Source organism: Geomonas sp. (assembly GCF_035254065.1).
In the GTDB taxonomy this organism is placed as follows: Bacteria; Desulfobacterota; Desulfuromonadia; order Geobacterales; family Geobacteraceae; genus Geomonas.
The window spans coordinates 1-17787 of the sequence record NZ_DATFBA010000327.1 but is presented as its reverse complement, the minus strand read 5'-3'; the positions used below and the strand labels follow the sequence as shown (position 1 = coordinate 17787).

Here is a 17787-nt window from a genome sequence, read left to right as displayed (position 1 = left end):
GGCGTTTCCAACCAGATTGGCAACGTCTGCACCGCAGAACACGTACTCGATGAAATGGTTGTAGTTCGAGAAGTTGATGGCGTCGCAGCGTTTGCGGATCGCGACCCACAGAGCTTGGTCGTCAGTGGGGTCCGAGGCGGTGCGGCGCAGGGTGACGGGAAGGATGTCGCCCTGCATCACATTTCGTTGCGTGACTGTTACGTCGATGCTCTGCTCCCCGACAAAGTCTCCAAGGCCATTTGCTGCACTCACCTTGGCGGTATGAATGCCCGCATCTAGTCCGTTTGTGTTCCATGTCCATGTTGTAACACCAGGCTTACCAACGGGGAAGACTGAATCGTTGTCAACGCTCCAATCATAATTAAACATAGAAAGCTTGGCCGGCACTGGCACAGCGCCCTCTGATCCTGTTGCATCCCTCACTAGCTTCTTTCGCGTCCGGCCAGGCGTGATGCTCAGCTTAATGGGCTGTCCCTCAACGACAGATGAGGGATCGGGGGTGGCCTCGAAATTCAGCAATACCGTCAAGGTTACACTTCCCTGTACAACCTGACGTCCCTCTTTGTAGATGCAGTGTATGCTGTACATTCCTGGCGGCAAAAGGGTGGTTCTGAACTTGAAATCGCCTTCCGTGTCAGAAAAGTATCTGATGTCAGGGTCGGCCAGGAAGGTTTCTTCCCTGCTATTCTTGACAGTCCAGTGGTACTTTCGGCTTTGTTCCGCTAGCACCCCTGCGCCCACAATGTGGAGAATGACTATCTCATTCCCTTCCGTCACCGTTGGTGTGTCTATCGTTATTTCCAATACTCCGTTGGTTTGTTCCATGGCTTCCTCCTGAGTCTATCTCAGACCGCTAAAGCAGCTGTCCTTTGAGTCGGCATCATCGCGCAGATGGCCGACGTGTCCAGGGTTATCTGCAGCGCCCAGTGCCTGAGCAGGTCCGCCAGCAGGGCGCTCTCCTCGTAGGGGGCGATGGTGCCGTCCATCTTGGCCTGTCCGATCACCGCCACCGCCAGCGACGGGGGCGCCCGACGCACCAGCCCCGGTGTGGCCCGCCACGCCTCGTACAACTCTCGAAGTCGCTCCGGAAGCCGCTCGGGGGCTCGTAGCGCCTCCGCCAGCGACCTCCCCTTTAGCCGCGCCGGGCGATGTCGGAGCAGCAGTTGGACAAACTCCGGCATTGCCGATTCAAGCTGGGCGAAGGCAGCCTCCGTTTCCGGGGCCAGCCCGCGACGCGGGTAGTACGCCTCCCAGACCCTGGCCAGGTTCTCCCACTGCGGGTGAGGGTAGAGCGCGGCCCCCATGGCGCAGGAGAGCTTCACCCTGATCCAGGGCGACGGGTGCGGGTCCTCCATGTCGATCCGGAACATGAAGGCCCGGGGGAGGCTCACCACCGACATCAGCCCGACCGTCGCTGTCACGCCGAGCTTCGCGACCGACCACAGATCCGACACGATCTCAGAAATCCAGCGGTTCCAGCATTGCCACGCAGCCCGCTCCCTCCCGGCAGCCGACACCCTCTGCTGCAGTACCGGCTTTACGGAGTTGAGGAGGTCGAGGAGCGCCGCAGCCTGATGCCCTACCTCATGCACCAAAGAGGAGCCGATACCCGAGCCGATCATCCGCTCCCTGGGCATCTGGATCACGGCGACCGGGTTGGAACTCCCGCCGGGGAGACGGGTGCGGGCCCGCCGAATCGCAGCTCCCGCGCTGCGGTTCAGGTAGCAGATAACCGGAGGCGTCTGGTAGTACCCCCCCGGCAGCTTCAGGGCGTCGGCGGCGAGCACGTCAAGCCCGGAGAGCCAGACCCCGGTCTCGTGCTCGCTGCGCTGGTTCATCACCTCGGCGAAGATGTCGAGGTGCCCAAGGATGGCGATGAAGCGAAGCCGAAGGAAGGCGTAGCGCCTTTGCGCCTGGTCCGGCGCCGAAGCCCTCCCCTTGAGCGACTCCAGCCACCTCAGGTATCCGGTGACCATCGCCCTGAGCTTGCGCTGCTCCGTGGTCAGATGCCGTTCGATGGCGACCTGGGCCGTGAGCGGAATGGCCGCGGCGGGGACCATCGGCACGTGGAGCGCGAACGGCTCCATCCGGTCGATCCGGGTCAGCAGCCCGTACGCCTCGCTCTTCAGCAGGGCATGTGGAGTGCTGCAGGGGTCCATGATCAGGCTCCCAAGATGATGATGTTGCGCCCGCGACGAACCCAGCGGCCGCTCTGCTGGCTCTGCTGGCCCTGCTGATCGTAGCCGTTGTCGCCCCACATGCCCTGCGGCTCTCCCCCCCAGCCATCGGTCCACCCCTGTTGAGGCGCCTGTTGGCCGCCATTGGGCCGCCACCAGTACTGGGAGTATCTCGGGCCGGGGCCCCAGCCGGGTTGCGGACGCTGGGACGGTACCGCCCCCTGAGGTGGCCGCATTCCCGGCGGCGGCTGCGCTCCCTGAGACTGCCGCCTCCCGTACTGAGGGGTTCCCGGCCAGGGCCTGCCGTACCCGGGGCGTCCTGCCATAGGTGCCGCCGGGCGCTGCTGCGGGCGCATCATTTTGGCGGCGAGTCCGGGGGCATGACGACGTGCGGCAGCCAAGACGGCCTTACGGGCCACCTGCTGCGGGGGGATATGCTGGGGCGCCCGGGCCGCGTGCCGTGCCGCCGACGATGCCAGCCTCACGACCCGCCGTGCCACTTCGAACTCCCGATCCTCGTTGCTGAGCCCCTCCAGCTCCATTTCGAAGAGGTTGCTTGCCATGGATCCGAGCTTGGAGCCGATCGCAGTACCGACCCCAGGGGCGACCCAGCTCCCGATAGCACCGCCGACGATGGGGAGCGCTTTCTTGGCGACCGTTTTCAGCACCCCGCCCAGCGCCCGGCCGATCGGCCCCTTGACGAAGCCCCCGACTTTCTTGATCAGCCCGCCCAGGAACTGCTCCAGTTCGGCCTCGTTGCTTACCGACAAGAGTTCGGCGGCCAGTTCCATCTCCATGGATTCGCTCAGGGGAACCTCTCCTTCGGACTCGCCAAATTCAAACTCGTTCCCGAATTCCATGTTTTCGTACTCACCTTCGCCTTCGTATTCGCCCGCCTCGCCTTCATATTCCCCCATTTCGCTTTCGTATTCGCCCATTTCGCCTTCGTATTCCCACATAATCGTCCCCTCCTCTGGTAGTTTTTTAGTTCGCCGAGGTCAGATGCCGACCAGAATGATTTTATTGCCGCGCCGATACCAGCGTCCGCTCCTGCCCCGCGAGCCGGAGCAGGACCCCGTCGACTGGTCGTCGGAGCTATAGAGCCCGGACAGAAACGGCAGATAGCGTCGGGCCGCCAAGGAAGCCGCGCGGCGCGCTATCACCTGCGGCCGCCCGCCCCGCGCCATGGAGGACCTCCTCGCGGCGGCACCGGCGAAGCGCACGAAGCGGCGCGCCATCTCGAATTCGCGGTCCTCCTGGCTCATCCCTTCCTGCTCCAGCCCCAACACGTCGCCAGCGCCTCTGCCGATCCTGCGCCCGATATCAGCCCCCCCGGAGCCGCCGAAGTAGCCGCCGATAGCGCCGCCCACCACCGGAAGCGCCTTCTTCGCCGCCTGCTTCAGGATTCCGCCCAGCGCCTGTCCTGTTGGGGAGGCGACGAAGCTCTTGGCGGCTCCGGCCGCTTTCGAGATGACGTCTCCGAGGAAGTGGTTCAATTCAGCCTCGTGTCCCAGCATGAGAAGTTCCGAGGCCAGCTCCATCTCCTGCATCTCGTTGAAAGGGCTCTCCAGTTCCTCGAATTCGCCCGTTCCCTCGAACTCGAACTCATACTCCCCGCTGCCGAACTCGCCGTTCTCGTACTCCCCGCCGAACTCCGTCAAGGTTCTATCGATGTCGTGCATAGCGACCTCCTCCATCTGGAAATGAGCAAACACAGAGCCTATTGACTGTAAAGGCAAGTGCCGTGCCGACCTAAGTGGTTGAAATTTTGACTACTGCGACGAAGTGAGCTTCGGCGAGGCGAGCGGCCGCCTTGATCAAGCGAAATTTCCTTCGCCGCCCCGAAATATGATCCCCCGTTGCCGGCGCCCAAACTTAAAGGAACCTCCGAGAGCCGAGGCACTGAAAGAGTCTGGCCGCTTTTGGCGGTACCGGTCACCTGCACCCTTACGTCCCACCCCTTCCCTGTGTGAAGCAAGGGTGACCAATGTTGTATTGACAATAAAAAATTAATTTGATCTAATGCCACATGCCCCGAACTGTCATAGCCCACATCCTGATCGCTATCGGTTCCCTCCAGATAGCCTTTGCTGCTCCCGCCTTCGCAGAGCCGTCCTTTTCCAGCGACGACCAGTCTGCCTCAGTGCCTTTACCTCGCCTCGCTGATTCAGCCAGTCATTCCGCCTCTGCCAGTGATGCCCGTTTAGAGACACCTTCTGGGCAGACACCCCCCCCAGCGCAGTGGCGTTGGAGGAAGGCCGGAGCCGCCGAATACCTGGGGGTCACGGCAGCCGCGGCGGGGACCCTCTACTTGGAGAACAAGAATGGTGAGTCCGACAAGCCGCACTGGAGCTCGCGTAACGACTTCGACGAAGGGATCAGGGACGCGCTGCGCCTGGGAAGCTCTTCCGGACGGGATGCTGCTAACACCGGCAGCGACGTCCTGATGGGGATCATGATCGCCGCTCCAGTGGTGGATTCCTTTGCGACCCTGGGGATGCGGGATGGGCGCTGGGACGCGGTTTGGCAGACCGAGATGATTAACCTGGAATCTTTCACGTTCACCTCGCTCGCCTCCAGTCTGTTGCAGAATCTGGTAGCACGAGAGAGACCGCTCGCGCGTGACTGCGGGAGGGAAGCCTGTGGCGGGGACGAGATCAACCGCAGCATGCCCAGCGGCCATGTCGCTTTCGCCTTCACTGGGGCGGGGCTCCTCTGCACCCACCACGCCTACCACTCCCTTTACGCAGATCCGGGCGCCGAACGCGCGCTCTGCGCGACAGGGCTGGCGGCAGCCACCGCCGAGGGATTCCTGCGGGTGATGTCGGACCGGCACTACGCCACCGATGTGCTGGCCGGTACCGGCATCGGGTTGTTTTCGGGTTTCCTGCTCCCCCGCCTGCTGCACTACTACTGGCCGCAGCAGCCCGCCCAGCAGAGCGAGCGCGACCGGCAGGCCTTCTTCAAAGAGATGGCGGTTACCCCGCAGATATACGGCGACGGCGGAGGCTTGAGCTTTACGGCGACCTACTGACGGGGCTGGGGTCGGCAGAGATCGGCGCCGACCAGGTCGTTGAAAGCTCCCGTCTTCACGAGCAGCTTCGCCTTCTCTATGTCAGGGGCAAAGTAGCGGTCCTGGTCATAAAAGCTCACCTGCCGGCGCACCATGCTCTTGGCTTCCTCCAGCAAGGGAGCGGTCTTGAGCGGGGCGCGGAAGTCGATCCCCTGGCAGGCTGCCAGCAGTTCGATGGCGACGATGCCGGCACTGTTGTCGGCCATCTCCAAAAGCCGGCGGGCGGCGAAGGTGGACATGGAGACGTGGTCTTCCTGGTTGGCGGAGGTGGGAAGGCTGTCGACGGAGGCGGGATGGGCGAGTGACTTGTTCTCACTGGCGAGGGAAGCGGCGGTGACCTGGGCGATCATGAAACCGGAATTGAGCCCCCCTTTCTCGACCAGGAAAGGAGGGAGCTTGCTGAGATTGGCGTCGATCAAGAGGGCGATGCGCCGCTCGGAGAGGGCACCGATCTCTGCGATGGCGAGGGCGAGGTTGTCGGCCGCCATCGCCACCGGTTCGGCGTGGAAGTTACCTCCGGAGATGATTTCCCCCCGTTCCGCGAACACCAGCGGATTGTCGGAGACGGCGTTGGCTTCAGCAATCAGCAGCCTGGCGGCGCAGCGGATCTGTTCCAGGCAGGCACCCATCACCTGCGGCTGGCAGCGGAGGGAATAAGGGTCCTGCACGGTCCCGCATCCCTGGTGCGACGCCTCGATCTCGCTGTGGTCGAGCAGGCGACGGTAGGCGGCTGCCGCGTCGACCTGTCCCTGCAGCCCCCGGACCTCGTGCAGTTGGGCATCAAAAGGGCACCTGCTGCCCAAGGCGGCGTCCACGCTCAGGCTGCCAGCCACCAGCGCCGCCCGGAAAAGGTCTTCGACTGCGAACAAGCCTTCCAGGGCGAAGGCGGTGGAGGCCTGGGTGCCGTTCAGCAGGGCCAGCCCTTCCTTGGGCCCCAAGGTGACCGGCTCCAGCCCGGCGATCTCCAGCCCCCGCAGCCCCGGCAGGCGCTCCCCGCGGTAGATCACCTCACCCTCGCCTAAAAGGACCGTGCTCATGTGGGCCAGCGGCGCCAAGTCGCCTGACGCGCCGCAGGAGCCCTTCTGGGGGATGCAGGGATAGACCTCCGCCTCCAGCAGGCGGGCGAGTGCCCGGATGACCTGCAGGCGGATCCCGGAGTACCCGCGAGCGAGGCTGTTGATCTTGAGGACCATCAGAAGCCGGACGGTGGATTCCTCCATGAGTGGACCGGTCCCCGCCGCGTGGGAAAGGACGATGGATCGCTGGAGGTTTTCCAGTTCGGCCACCGGGATGCGGGTTTTGGCCAAGAGGCCGAAGCCGGTGTTGACCCCGTAGATGGCCCGCCCTTCCGCGATGAGGGCGGCCACGGTTTCCACCGAGCGGTTGATGCCTTCGATGCAGGGGGTGTCTAAGGTGAGGAACACGGGGTTGTCCCTGATCTGGCGCAGGGTTTCCAGGGTGAGTTGGCCGGGGTGAAGGTTTAGTGAAAGCATTTTTGCCTCAGTCGCCAGACCTGTCGGACCTGTCTGACTGGTCTGACTGGCCGGGCTGCCTGCCCTGCACCATCGGCAGGTCGAGGCCATTTTGACGTGCGCAGTCGATGGCGGACTGGTAGCCGGCGTCGGCGTGGCGCATCACGCCGCTGCCGGGGTCGTTCCAGAGTACCCGCTGGAGCCTTCTGGCAGCGGCCTCGCTGCCGTCGGCCACGATCACCACGCCTGCGTGCTGGCTGAACCCCATGCCGACCCCGCCGCCGTGATGAAAGCTGACCCAGGTGGCCCCGCTGGCGGTGTTCAGCAGGGCATTCAGGAGCGGCCAGTCGGAGACGGCATCGGAGCCGTCGGCCATCGCCTCGGTCTCGCGGTTCGGACTGGCGACGGAGCCGGAATCCAGATGGTCCCGACCGATCACGATGGGCCCCTTCAATTCCCCCTTGGCCACCATCTCGTTGAAGGCCACCCCTGCCCGCGCGCGACCCTTCAGGCCTAGCCAGCAGATGCGGGCAGGCAGCCCCTGGAACCGGATGCGCTCTCTCGCAAGATCGAGCCAGTTGTGGAGAAGCCGGTCATCGGGGAGAAGCTCCTTGATCTTGGCGTCGGTGCGGTAGATGTCCTCGGGATCGCCGGAGACGGCTACCCAGCGGAATGGGCCGATCCCCTGGCAGAAGAGGGGCCTGATGTAGGCGGGGACGAAGCCGGGGAAGTCGAAGGCATCCTCCACACCTTCTTCCAGAGCCACCTGGCGGATGTTGTTGCCGTAGTCGAAAGTCGGCACCCCGCGTTTCTGCAGCTCCAGCATGGCGCAGACATGCCGCGCGATGGATGCCCTGGCCGCCTTTTCCACCGTGACCGGATCCTCCCTGCGCATCAGCGACGCTTTCTCCAGCGACCAACCGGCCGGCAGGTAGCCGTTCAGGGGGTCGTGCGCGCTGGTCTGGTCGGTGCAGAGGTCGGGGGTGATGCCGCGGGAGACGATCTCGGGGAGCAGTTCGGCGCAGTTCCCCAAGAGCCCCACCGATACCGGCTGCCGACTCCGGCAGGCGTCTTCGATGATCCCCAGCGCCTCGTCAAGCTGCCGCACCTTCCGGTCCAGATAGCCGGTGGCAAGCCGCTTGTCGATGCGGGACTCGTCGCATTCCACCGCCAGCATGGAAAAGCCGGCCATGGTGGCGGCCAGCGGCTGGGCGCCCCCCATCCCTCCCAGCCCTCCGGTCAGGATCCAGCGCCCGGCGGCCTCGCCACCGTAGTGTTTCTGCGCCGCGGCGGCGAAGGTCTGGTAGGTCCCCTGCACGATGCCCTGCGAGCCTATGTAGATCCAGGAACCGGCGGTCATCTGGCCGAACATCATGAGCCCTTTGCGGTCGAGTACGTTGAAGTGCTGCCAGGTGGCCCAATGAGGGACCAGGTTGGAGTTGGCGATCAGCACGCGCGGCGCGTCCGGTTGGGTCCTGAAGACCCCCACCGGCTTCCCCGACTGGACCAGCAGCGTCTCGTCGTCCTCCAGGCGGCGCAGCACCTCCACGATCTTGTCGAAGCACTCCCAGTTCCGGGCGGCGCGCCCGATCCCACCATAGACGACCAACTCCTCCGGACGCTCGGCCACTTGCGGGTCCAGGTTGTTCATCAGCATGCGTAGGCAGGCTTCGGTGAGCCAGCTTTTGGCGGTCATCTGGGGACCGCGGGGAGCTGAGATGTGCCGGTTTGGATCGAATCGGTTATCCATATTAAACTCCCTCCACCATCTCCCGACCTCCCCTCTCCCGAAGGGGGAGGGCTAGGGAGGGGGAACTCAGCCGCAACAATCGGCGCTACTTCACGTCCGTGACAGCGTCCCCCCCTCTCGGCCTCCCCCCTTCGGGAGGAGGAGCTTGTGGCTCTCGTTCGGGGGGAGGCATTGCCGGGACTGCTGCCTCATTTCGCCAGCAGATGGCAGAGCCGGGCCGCCACCTTCGCGGTGCGGCCGTCGATGTCGTACTCGGGGTTGCACTCGGCAAGGTCCGCGATCCTCAACTTGCCTCCCCCCTCTCCCTTGATCAGCTGGACAAGGTGCTCCACCACCTCCAGCGCGACCCCTCTCGGCGAGGGAGCGCTCACTCCCGGCGCCACCGCCGCCGGCAGCACATCCAGATCGATGCTCAGTTGCAGGTAATCGCTGCCGCGAATGAAATCCCGCAACTGCTGCTCAGCGTGGGCCAGATTCCAGCTGGCAACTTGCTCATCCATGAGCCAGGCGGCATCGAGCGACTTGGCGGTATCGAAGAGGTCCCGGGTATTGGCGACCTCGCTGATCCCCAGGCAGAGGTAGCGGTAGCGCAGGCTCCCTCCCCGGGAGCGCTCCGCCATCTGCAGAAACGAGGTGCCGGAGGTGGAGCTGCCTCCCCTGCGCAGGTCGAAGTGGGCGTCGAAGTTGATCACGCCGATCACTCCCTGCTCCTCCCTGGCCTCGAGATGCGCCCAAAGCCCCAGGAAGCTCCCCAGCGCGATTTCGTGGCCACCGCCCAATACCAGCGGGAAGTGCCCCAGGTCGAGGAGCCTCGCCACCCAGTCGGCCTGCTCCCTCTGCAGCCCCTCCAGGTCCTCGCCGCTGGAACAGAGGTTCCCCGCATCGTAGCAGGGAGTCTGCAGATGCCAGGCCTGGTTGGCCAGTGCTGCGCGGATGGCGTCCGGTCCACCGTCGGCTCCGGGCCGTCCTTCGTTGCGCCTTACCCCGATGTCGCTGCAGACGCCGAGGAGCACCCGGCCCGGCAGACCGGAATCGATCACCTCCGGCGTCAGTGCCACCACCTTCTGATGCCAGCGCTCCGTCCCCGGCTCGCCGTCCACCCGCCCGCGCCACAGCACCATTTCTGTCGCCCTATGCATCCCCCGCCTCCCCTCTCACCACCCGTCGCGAAGGTGTACCGATGCCTATTTCGCACAGCAGCTGCGCCGGGTCCTCCAGGTTCCACAACAACAGGTCCGCCTCCTTGCCCACCGCCAGGCTGCCCAGCCGGTCACCGCAACCAAGGGCCGCGGCCGCGTTCCGTGTCACCGCCGCCAAAGCCTCCTCCGGGGTGAGCCCCAACAGCAGGCACCCCATGTTCATCATCAAACGGATAGAAGCGAACGGGGAGGTCCCGGGGTTGAGGTCGGTGGCAAGTGCCATGCGGATGCCGTATTCGCGCAGCTTAGCGACCGGCGGGGTGCGGGACTCCCTCAAGAAGTAGAGAGCGCCGGGGAGCAGGGTGGCCACCGTCCCGGAAGCGCGCATGGCTACCAGCCCGTCCTCGTCCAGGTATTCCAGGTGGTCAGCGGACCAGGCCCCGTAGCTTGCGGCCAGCGCAGCGGAGCCGGAGGCGGAGAGCTGCTCGGCGTGCATCTTGATCCCCAGGCCATGCTCGCGCGCCGAGGCCAGCAAGCGCTCGGCCTGCTTCACGGTGAAGGCGATGGTTTCGCAAAAGACGTCCACGGCGTCGGCGAGCCCTTCCGCCGCCACGCGCGGGATCAGTTCGGCGCAGATCAGGTCTACGTAAGCGTCTCCCCTGCCGCGATATTCGGGGGGGACCGCGTGTGCGGCCAGCAAGGTGGCGACCACCCGCACAGCAAGCTCGCGCCCGAGCCGCCGCGCCACCCGCAGCATCTTCAGCTCGTCCCTCACGGTGAGGCCGTAGCCGGACTTGATCTCCACCGTGGTGCACCCCTCGTGCATCAGGGCAAGCAGCCGCGGTCTCGCCTTCAGGAAGAGCTGCTCCTCGGAGAGCGCCCGCGTTGCCTTTACGGTGGAAAGGATGCCGCCGCCGGCGCGGGCTATCTCCTGGTAGGGGACGCCCCGCATCCGCTGCACGAAGTCGGCGGCGCGGTTTCCCCCGTAGATGAGATGGGTATGGCAATCGATGAAGCCGGGGGTGATCAGGCCCCCCTGGCAGTCGGTGAGTTCTCCGGGAAAGGAGGCCAGGTCGGGATCGCAGCAGGGAGCCAGGGCAACGATCCGCCCGTCCCGCACCACCAGGGCGTGATTGTTCAAGAGCCCGTATTCGGTTCCGATGGCGGGATCGAGGGTGGCGATCCGGGCGTTGGTCCAGATGTGGTCGGATGCGGAGTACTGTTGTGCCATGAGTGTCTCTGTGAACGGGTCTGTCTGAACAAAGTTTATCTCATAAATGTGACCCAAACAGGGAAAGGAGGCTCTCAAGCTGGATCAAGATTGTACGCCGCAGTGTGAGGGGATCGTGGGGCTCTAGAAGGTGAACTTGTTGACCATGCCGGCTAGCTTCTCAACCTGTTTTTCCAGTTCCTGCGCCGCCCCTTGTGACTCATCGGCACTCACCGCATTCTCGCGGGTAACCTCGTTGATCAACATGGCGGTCTTGGATATCTGCTCCACGCCGGTGGTCTGTTCTTCGATGCTCTTGCTGATCTCGTCGGCAAACGCGCTCAAGGCCCGGGCCCCCTGCACCGCCTCGTCGAGCCTCTGGGCGATCTCCTTGATCAGGCTCTCGCCGGACTTGGAGAGGGAGACCGAGGAGCGGATCAGCCCATCGGTGCGCCGGGCGGCATCGGCGGAGCGGGTGGCGAGGTGGTGGATCTCGTCGGTCATCACCTTGAAGTCGTTGCCGGCCCCCTCGACGTGGGCAGCCTCGATGGCCGCGTTCACTCCTAAGAGTCCCGAAAGCCTGGCCACACTTTCCAGGCTGGCGATGGCACTGGCGAACTCCGCGCGCATCTCGTCCCCGATCCTCTTTTCCAGGGACTTCATGGCGCTGGCCGTCTCCGCGCACTGCTTGGAGAGCTTGCGGATCTCCTGGGCCACCACGCCGAAGCCCCCCGACGAGGTACTCATCTTGACCGCTTTGTCCACCGCGGTACCGGCCAGGGCACCGGTCTCCTTGGCGATGGTATCGATCTCGTGAACGATGGAAGAGCTGCCGTCGGCAGCCGCACAGATCTCCTCCATGGAACTCACCATGCGAGTCATGGAGCTCTTGGCGCCGAGGATCGATTCGGTGGCCTGCTTCGCGCTCGAGCGCGCGGTCACCGTCTGCTTGGCGTTGCGGCCGGCGGTCTGGGCGAGCTGGGTGAGGCTGGTGGTGGTTTCTTCCAACTGGCGGCTCTGCTCCTTGGACCCTTCCGTAACGGCGGCGCTGACCTCCCCCATCTTGGCCGCCACCCGGGAGACCAGGTTGACGGTCTGGGAGACCTGGGAGATCGCCTCGTTGAGGGCCTCCGCGGTGGCGTTCATCGCCTTGCGGATGGCCGCGTGCTCGCCGCGGTAGCGCCCGGTCATCCTCGCCTTCAGGTCGTAGTGGGCGAGCCGGACCAGGATGGCCCCGGCCTCGCCGATGGGGGCGGTCAGGGCATCCAGGGTATCGTTCACCCCCTGGATCAGCTCCTTCCACACCCCCTGGTAATCCCAGGCGTTGCCGCGGGTACGGAGCTTGCCGTCGCCGATGCTCCCCAACAGGTGGCCGGTCTCGGCGTGCAGACCGTAGAGGATCGCCAAAAGCGTGTTGATGTTCTGCTTGATCTTGTTGTACTCCCCTGGGTAGTCGTCGATCACGAAGGGGGGGAGCCGGCCGTGGGCGATCTCGTCCAGGGCGTAGCCGGCAAGCTGCATGGGGGCCAAGAGGGCGTCGATCATGACGTTGATCAGGGAGACCATCTCGGCGTCGCGGGGGGCGAGGCCGTCTGGATTACCCCTCACCTCCAGCCGCCCCTCTACCATCGCCTCGGAAAGCTGCCGTACCACATCGTGGAGATCGCTCATCGCCCACCTCCGGGGTTACCCCCATCCTCACCCTGTCCCTCCCCTTGAAGGGGAGGGGACGAGCCACGTAGCTCTGAAAGTTCTGCTGGCAGTTGCCGTTCTATAACTGGCTGCAGTCTTCTCTCCCACTCCTGCCGGCCTTTCTCTCCATCCCCTGAACCCTACCTCTCCCTACCAACTTCTTCCCTCGACACCTTACTCTCCCTCCCCTTCAAGGGGAGGGCAGGGGTGAGGATGGGTTACAGCGTTTCCAGCTCCGCCACGCATCGCTTCCCGGCCGAGACCAGCTCCGACTTTATCGGGCGGTACAGAAGGCCGTCCATCACGCCGTCCAGGTAGGCGTGGAACAGGCGGCAGAGGGCCCCGCCGCTCTCCATCCCGCGCAGCTCGCAGACATCGCGGATCACACAGCGGCCGAAGGTCAGCCGCTTTTCCTCCAGCGCGAATTCAAAGCCTGCCTGCATCCGCTCGGCCAAAAGCCTCGCCACCTCCGGCAGGGCAGGGTCCCGAAGATGCACCGGCAGCTTGGCGGCCATCTCGCGACCGGCGATCCTGCCGACCGGGGCAGTCACCCCTCCCATGATGTTGTCGACGGTGCTGGCGAAGGCGTCCATCAGGAAGGCGACTTCAGTGAAGGCCGCTTGGTAGTCGTCGGCGGAGAGGTCGATCCGGTACTGCTGGTCGTTGGTGGTCATAGGAATCTCTCCATCTTCCGGCAGAACTCCTCGTCCCGGTAGAAGTTCTTCACCAGGTGGTGTCCGCGGTGGGTGATGGCCTGGGAGGGGCAGATATAGGCGCAGGATAGGCAGGCGATGCAGTCATCCACCTGCTTTACCGTGCAGACCTTTTTCTCCGCGTCCATCTCGAAGACCTCGGTGGGGCAGATGTCGACGCACAGCTCACACCCCCTGCAGGACTGCTCATGAACTTCGATCTCCAGCCCCATGGCTACCTCCCGAAGGTCCGGACGGTCTCCCCGCCCCGCGTGATCACCACCTGCATCGCCATCCCCCCCAGCAGGTGGGTCGCGCAGGCGAGGCAGGGATCGTAGCAGCGGATGCCGAACTCCACCGCGTTTAGGAGCGCCGCGTCGTCAGTTCTTCCCGCCACGTGCGAGCGGGCGGCCTGCTCCACCGAGCTGTTGATGAGGGCGTAGTTCTGCTGGGTGGCGATGATCAGGTTGGCCGCCCGCACGATCCCCCCTTCGTCGATCTCGTAATCGTGGAACAGGGTGCCGCGGGGCGCCTCCAGGTGACCGACGCCCCGGCCTCCCCTGAACTTGACCGGCACCCGGGTCTCCCCGAACAGCTCCGGGTCCCGCAGGATGATGCCGGCGCGCTCCACCGCCCAGATGATCTCGATCAGCTTTGCATAGGTCTGCATGAGGGTCGAGTGGCTGGGGCTCCTGCCCAGCTTGAAGAGTTCGGTGCGCTCCGCCTCGGCACGCTCGGTTCCCAGGCGCCCAGCCAGGTTGATCCTCGCCAGCGGCCCGACCCGGTAGTCGTGCAGCCCCTCCACCTGGCAGGCCACCTTCTTCATGTACGACCACTCCACCACCGATTCCACCAGGTACTGGTCGTACTCCCTGGCCTGGAACTCGGCCCTGCTCTTCCCCTGCTCGTCGATCAAGCGGAGCTTGCCGGAGGTAAGGGAGAGGGTGCCGTCCTCCAGCACCGTGCCCAGCCCCCAGGAGGGAACCAGCCACTTCTCTTTCATGGCGGGGTGCTGGTCCAGCATCTTGAAGAGGAGGGACTTCACGGCCGGCACGATCTTCTCCAGCATCCGTTCCGCCTCCTCCACCCACCCCGCGAGTATGCGCTGTTTCTCCCGGTCGATCACGAAGGCGATGCCACCCGCCACCGAGGTGACCGGGTGGGTGCCGCGCCCCCCCACCATCTCGTTGATGCGCTGACCGAGGGTCCTGATCCCCAATCCCAGCTTGGCCAGCTCCGGCTGCGCCTTCACCACCCCGACCACGTTCCTCTCTGCGGGGTCGGCGTCCACCCCCAGCACCAGGTCGGGCCCCTGCAGCACGAAGATGGAGAGCGCGTGGGAGTGGATCAGGTGCCCCAGGTACATGAGCTCGCGCAACAGCGTGGCGGCCGGAGGAGGGGTCACCCCGCAGGCGTCGTCCAGCGCCTTGCAGGCGGCCAGGTGGTGGGCGGTCGGGCAGACCCCGCAGATCCTGGCGGTGATGTGCGGCATGCGGTCCGCCTCCATCCCCACCAGGATCTTCTCGAAGCCGCGCAGCTCGTTCACCACCAGCCCCGCGCTCTCCAGCTCCCCCTGGTCGTCCAGGTTGATGAAGACCCTGGCGTGCCCCTCGATCCTGGTGACCGGGTCGATCTTGATGGTCTTTGTCATGACAGGTTCCCCGCCTCGTGATCGGATTCCTCCTCGGCGATCCACTTCTCTATATGGAAGGTGGGTTTCCTGCCGATCATGGAGGTCGCCATGGTGTAGCTGTAGTGCGACTTGGCGCTCCGCTCGATGCCGGCCACGATCTCCTCCCTCGGGATCCTGGTCAGCCGCGACATCCGCTCGGCGATCTCGGTCCTGATGTCGCGGTTGGGCTCGGTGAGCACCTGCATGGTGGCGCCGGCGCAGCCGGTGCAGGGGACGCCGTTCAGCGGACAAGGGGAAAGGCAGCGGTCGATGGTCACCGATCCCAGGCAGCTGTAACCCTGGCTGAGGAAGCATTCCTCCCGGTCCGGGATCCCCTCCGAGTTTGCCTTGAGGGAGGCGACCTCCGTCTTTCGCATCGACCGCTTGCACTTGGCGCAGACCGAATGCCGGGACTGCTCCGGCATCGACTCCTCCGTCCCTCGCACTGCTGAGATATCCGCCCATTTTACCAATTTTATTAATTGTTGCTAATTGCTCACCAGGAAAAGTCGCCGGCCGTGAGACGGGAGCCGGGGTGAACGGTCAGGAACCGGTCAGCGCCCCGAGCTCTTCACGTCCGAGGCAGCTCCGTATCTTGAAAAACGCCACTGATTCCGGCCCGTTCCTTGACAGAACCCATTCATGGTGTATTTACAATCAATCGACCTAGTGGCAGTGGAAGGAGCACACAACATGTTCAAATCTCTGATGGCCCTGTTGATGTTGACCCTGGTTATGTTCGGTTGCTCGAGCTCATCGTCGACTTCGGTCCCGCCGGCCCTGGTAGTAGTCTCTCCTGGCTCGGTCTCCATCGCGCCAGGCACCAGCACCCGCTTGAAGGCCACGCTGCTCCTCTCCGACGGCCAGCAGATCGACGTCACCAGTTCCGCCGTCTGGGCCTCGTCCAACACCGCCATCGCCACCGTCAGCAACGCCAGCGGTTCAGCGGGAACGGTCACCGCCGTGGGGACCGGGAACTGCACCATTACGGCTACCAGCAACGGTGCCGTGGGGAGCGCCTCCCTCACCACCGCCGCCATCCAATCCATCGCGGTGAGCCCCGGCAGCCAGACCGGCATCGTGGGGACCACCCAGCAGTTCACCGCCAGGGCCACCCTCAGCAACGGGGCCACCCAGGACGTGACCAGCCAGGCAACCTGGAGCACCTCCAATACAGCGGTGGCCACCATAAACGGCTCGGGGACCACCACGGCCCTCAGCGTGGGGAGCGTTACCGTCCTGGCTGGCATGGGCGCCATCTCCGGGGCCGCCACCCTCAACACGGTGACCCTGAACTCGGTGGCGCTCATCCCCACCTCGGCCAGCCTCGACCTGGGCGACACCCTGCAGTTCACCGCCATGGGCACCCTTTCCGACGGCAGCAGCCGCGATGTCAGCTCGCTGGTCAGCTGGAGTTCCGACACCCCGGCCGCGGTCTCGGTTAACGCCAGCGGCCTGGCGAGCGCCTTGGCGGTCGGCAGCGCCACGGTCACTGCCTCTTTCCCCGGCATCACCTCCCAGAGCGCCACCGTTTCGGTGCTGGCGCCGACCGTGATCCTGGTGACCCCGACCAATCCCACCCTGGTGGCCGGCACCAGCCAGGCCTTCACCGCCACCGGGAGTTTCGCGGACGGCACCACCGCCAACCTGACCAGCCTGGTCAGCTGGAGCTCCAGTGCGCCCGGCATTGCCAGCATCAGCAACAGTACCGCCTCCAAAGGGGTAGCCACCGCGCTTGCCAACGGGAACACCTTTATCGTCGCCTCGGTAGGGGGGACCAGCGGCTCCACGCTGTTGACGGTGAAGGCGGTCTCCTCGCTGACGGTGACCCCCACCACGCCGACGGTTTCCATCGGCACCACCCAGCAGCTGACCGCCACCGCGACCTTCGCGGACTCCTCCACCCAGGACGTCACCAGCCTGGCAACCTGGACCTCGTCTAACACCGGCATCGCCACGGTGAGCAACATCGCCGGGACCAAGGGGGTGGTGAGCGGGGTGGCACGCGGTACTGCCGTCATCTCCGCCAGCCTCGGCGGCTTCACCGGCACCTCCACCGTCACCGTTCAGCAGGGTTCCACGGTACCGAGCAACGCGGTATTCGTGACCGATTCCACCATCTCCTTTGTCACCGCCATCGATGCAGGGAGTAACCTGGTGTTCAGCAACGTCCTGGTGGGGGGCAACCCGATAGGGGTCGCCCTTAACCCGACCACCAGGAAACTCTACGTGGCGAACCACAACAGCAACAACGTCTCTGTCATCGATGCCAATACCAACACCTTCATCACCAACGTCGGGGTCGATCCCGGACCGTGGGGGGTGGCGGTGAATCCCACTACCAACCGCGTCTATGTCTCCACCGGCCAGAACACGGTGTCGGTGATCGACGGGAACACCAATACCCTGCTCCACTCCATCCAGGTAGGCTCGACCCCGCGAGGCCTCGCCGTCAGCAGTGCCACCAACCGCCTCTACGTGACGAACTTCGGCCAGAGTACCGTCTCGGTGATCAATACCACCAACGACACCCTGATCGACACCATCAACGTCGGACAGGGCCCGATCGACGTGGCCGTCAACAGCGCGGGCACCTTCGTCTACGTCGCCAACAGCGGTACCACCACGGTAAGCGTGATCGATACCACCACCGACCGCGACGTCCTCACCAGGAACGTATCGGTCGGCAGCGGCGCGCAGGGGATCGCAGTCGACTCCATTGCCGGCAGGGTCTACGTCACCCGGAACCCCAATTTCCTCACCATCATCGACACCTCCAGCTATCTGGTGCTCAACTCCATTCAGGTCGGCACCTCACCCCGAGGGGTCGCCGTGAAACCTTCCACCGGGCGGGTCTACGTGGCGATCTTCGGCAGCAACAACGTCTCGGTGGTCGATCCGGTCACTCAG

General features: G+C 64.7%; 14 protein-coding genes and 1 pseudogene. 2 read left to right on the top strand and 13 right to left on the bottom strand.

What is annotated here, in order from left to right; all coding sequences use genetic code 11:
- The 4 genes and pseudogenes from VJ604_RS15140 to VJ604_RS15125 all read right to left on the bottom strand — a co-directional run.
- Positions 1 to 825: pseudogene (locus VJ604_RS15140) on the bottom strand (hypothetical protein); the annotation flags it as partial.
- Between the two features lie 20 nt (positions 826 to 845).
- Positions 846 to 2159: a hypothetical protein gene (locus tag VJ604_RS15135; RefSeq protein ID WP_324083923.1), complete on the bottom strand. Its 1314-nt coding sequence runs from the start codon at positions 2157 to 2159 to the stop codon at positions 846 to 848.
- 2 nt (positions 2160 to 2161) lie between these two features.
- The gene (locus VJ604_RS15130) at positions 2162 to 3136 is read right to left on the bottom strand and encodes a hypothetical protein (protein WP_324083921.1); all 975 of its coding nucleotides are present in this window, start codon (positions 3134 to 3136) and stop codon (positions 2162 to 2164) included.
- Positions 3137 to 3175: 39 nt separating this feature from the next.
- Positions 3176 to 3859, bottom strand: coding sequence for a hypothetical protein (locus VJ604_RS15125; RefSeq protein ID WP_324083920.1), 684 nt, complete (start codon positions 3857 to 3859; stop codon positions 3176 to 3178).
- A 629-nt stretch (positions 3860 to 4488) separates the two neighbouring features.
- Between VJ604_RS15125 and VJ604_RS15120 the strand changes: the two genes are divergently transcribed.
- A complete protein-coding gene (locus VJ604_RS15120; protein ID WP_324083919.1) occupies positions 4489 to 5211 on the top strand; it encodes a phosphatase PAP2 family protein in 723 nt (240 codons plus the stop codon).
- Here the strand turns inward: VJ604_RS15120 and hutH are convergent.
- The 9 genes from hutH to VJ604_RS15075 form a co-directional block, all read right to left on the bottom strand.
- Positions 5205 to 6743 (bottom strand): histidine ammonia-lyase, encoded by a 1539-nt coding sequence (gene hutH / locus VJ604_RS15115; RefSeq protein WP_324083915.1) that lies wholly within the window; start codon positions 6741 to 6743, stop codon positions 5205 to 5207. The two genes, VJ604_RS15120 and hutH, sit on opposite strands and share 7 nt — an antisense overlap.
- Before the next feature lie 7 nt (positions 6744 to 6750).
- Positions 6751 to 8472 (bottom strand): urocanate hydratase, encoded by a 1722-nt coding sequence (hutU, locus tag VJ604_RS15110; RefSeq protein WP_324083913.1) that lies wholly within the window; start codon positions 8470 to 8472, stop codon positions 6751 to 6753.
- 188 nt (positions 8473 to 8660) lie between these two features.
- Positions 8661 to 9611, bottom strand: a complete 951-nt coding sequence (hutG, locus tag VJ604_RS15105) for a formimidoylglutamase (protein ID WP_324083911.1) — start codon at positions 9609 to 9611, stop codon at positions 8661 to 8663.
- Complete coding sequence (gene hutI, locus VJ604_RS15100) at positions 9604 to 10842, bottom strand: imidazolonepropionase (RefSeq protein WP_324083909.1); 1239 nt, start codon at positions 10840 to 10842, stop codon at positions 9604 to 9606. Before hutI ends, hutG begins: the two co-directional genes overlap by 8 nt.
- Before the next feature lie 123 nt (positions 10843 to 10965).
- A complete protein-coding gene (locus tag VJ604_RS15095) occupies positions 10966 to 12492 on the bottom strand; it encodes a methyl-accepting chemotaxis protein (RefSeq protein ID WP_324083907.1) in 1527 nt (508 codons plus the stop codon).
- A gap of 239 nt (positions 12493 to 12731) precedes the next feature.
- Entirely contained in the window at positions 12732 to 13187 is a 456-nt protein-coding gene (locus VJ604_RS15090) for a hypothetical protein (protein ID WP_324083905.1), read from the bottom strand.
- Positions 13184 to 13438 (bottom strand): 4Fe-4S dicluster domain-containing protein, encoded by a 255-nt coding sequence (locus tag VJ604_RS15085; RefSeq protein WP_324083903.1) that lies wholly within the window; start codon positions 13436 to 13438, stop codon positions 13184 to 13186. Before VJ604_RS15085 ends, VJ604_RS15090 begins: the two co-directional genes overlap by 4 nt.
- Before the next feature lie 2 nt (positions 13439 to 13440).
- Complete coding sequence (locus VJ604_RS15080; protein WP_324083901.1) at positions 13441 to 14856, bottom strand: Ni/Fe hydrogenase subunit alpha; 1416 nt, start codon at positions 14854 to 14856, stop codon at positions 13441 to 13443.
- On the bottom strand, positions 14853 to 15302 hold the full coding sequence (locus VJ604_RS15075) for a hypothetical protein (protein ID WP_324083899.1): 450 nt from the start codon (positions 15300 to 15302) through the stop codon (positions 14853 to 14855). The genes VJ604_RS15080 and VJ604_RS15075 overlap by 4 nt, the downstream gene beginning before the upstream one ends.
- A gap of 268 nt (positions 15303 to 15570) precedes the next feature.
- Here VJ604_RS15075 and VJ604_RS15070 point away from each other — a divergent pair.
- A partial coding sequence (locus VJ604_RS15070; RefSeq protein ID WP_324083898.1) for an Ig-like domain-containing protein occupies positions 15571 to 17787 on the top strand: 2217 nt, incomplete at its 3' end.